This window comes from Roseomonas sp. TAS13 (assembly GCF_001950415.1).
Taxonomy (GTDB): domain Bacteria; phylum Pseudomonadota; class Alphaproteobacteria; order Acetobacterales; family Acetobacteraceae; genus Roseomonas; species Roseomonas mucosa.
The window spans coordinates 1-1,340 of record NZ_BDLP01000648.1; the positions used below are offsets into that span (position 1 = coordinate 1).

Sequence of the window (1,340 nt, forward strand, 5' to 3'; positions counted from 1 at the left end):
AGGCACGGCGCCGCTGGCTTTACCTCGGCCCCCGGAAACCCCCGGCGAGGCCGGGGCGGTGTCGCGGCCCGGCCGGTGCGGGCCGTTTCCGGCCCCCCCCGGCCCCGGCGTGTCGCGGGGTGGCGGAGGCCGGTGCGCGATCACGATGGACCGACGGATGCCATGGGCCTTCCTGCCGGAATGCTGACGATGCGGCGGCTCACGTCCCGGGCGGCCCTGCCGCTCGCCCTCCTCCTGGCAGGGTGCAGTGCCGACTACACGCCCGACACCTATGCCACGCGGGCCGTGCAGCAGGCGAACAAGGTGGAGCAGGGCACCATCGCCGGGGTGCGCCCGATCGGCATACGCGCCGATGGCACGACGGGGGCGACGGCGGGCGCCGCGGCGGGCGGCATCGCCGGCTCGACGGTGGGGCAGGGCAGCACGGCCGGGGCCTTCGGCGCGATCGGCGGCGGGCTGATCGGCGGGCTGCTCGGCTCGGCGGCGGAGCGCGCAGCCGGGGATACCGACGGCTATGAGTACATCGTCCGCAAGGCGAACGGGGACCTGCTTTCCGTCACCCAGGTGGACAAGGTGCCGCTGGCCCTCGGGCAGAAGGTGCTGGTGATCACCGGCAGCCAGGCGCGGGTGGTGCCGGACTACACGGTGGCCGAGCAGCCCGGAGGCACGGCCGCGGCCCGGCACGCGGCGCCGGGGCAGCAGCCGGCGGCCTCGGCGCCGGCGGGGACAGCGGGCGGCACCGCCGCGCCGGGAAGCGCCCCGGCCGGCACGCCCGCTCCGCCCCCCGCGCCGGTGGAGACCGCGCCTCTGTCACCTCCTGCGACGCCCGGTCCAACCGGCGGCGCCGAGACCCCGGCCGCCACCGCCGCACCCGGCTCCCGCTCGCTCTTTCCGGGCTTTCCGACGCTGGGGATCTGAGGCCCCGGCCTTCCGGACGCGCGCCGGGGCCGCTCAGCGCAGGAGGCGGCGGGCCAGCTTCCGCGCGAAATCGCCGCGCGGCGGATCGAGCAGGCGGGCCAGGGCGAAAGGCCCGTGCCGCACCCGGGCGCGCCAGTCGCTGAATTCCGCGAAGCCGGCGACGCCATGATAGCGCCCATGGCCGGACCCCCCCACGCCGCCGAAGGGAAGGTTGGGGAAGCCCACATGGTCCAGCGCCCGGCCGCAGGCGATGGCCCCGGCGCGGCTTTCCGCTGCGATCCGCGCTTCCTCGCCCCGGCTGGCACCAAAGAGGGACAAGGCCAGCGGTGCCGGGCGGGCGCGCAGCCAGTCGAGCGCCGCGTCCAGGTCCGCACATTGCACCACGCCAAGCACGGGGCCGAAGCGTTCCTCGCCCGAATCGC

2 protein-coding genes are annotated in these 1,340 nt (G+C 76.9%); one reads left to right on the forward strand and one right to left on the reverse strand.

Annotated elements, in window-relative coordinates; translation table 11 throughout:
- Positions 1 to 189: 189 nt before the first annotated feature.
- Positions 190 to 918 (forward strand): hypothetical protein, encoded by a 729-nt coding sequence (locus ROTAS13_RS24510; protein ID WP_139323567.1) that lies wholly within the window; start codon positions 190 to 192, stop codon positions 916 to 918.
- A gap of 33 nt (positions 919 to 951) precedes the next feature.
- On the opposite strand, the gene ROTAS13_RS24515 is transcribed toward ROTAS13_RS24510, so the two are convergent.
- Positions 952 to 1,340, reverse strand: a 389-nt coding sequence (locus ROTAS13_RS24515; RefSeq protein WP_139323568.1) for an aldehyde dehydrogenase family protein, incomplete at its 5' end; no start/stop codon positions are given.

Coding starts and splice junctions, on each gene's coding strand:
- ROTAS13_RS24510 (WP_139323567.1), top strand. CDS start 190: ATGCGGCGGCTCACGTCCCGGGCGGCCCTGCCGCTCGCCCTCCTCCTG.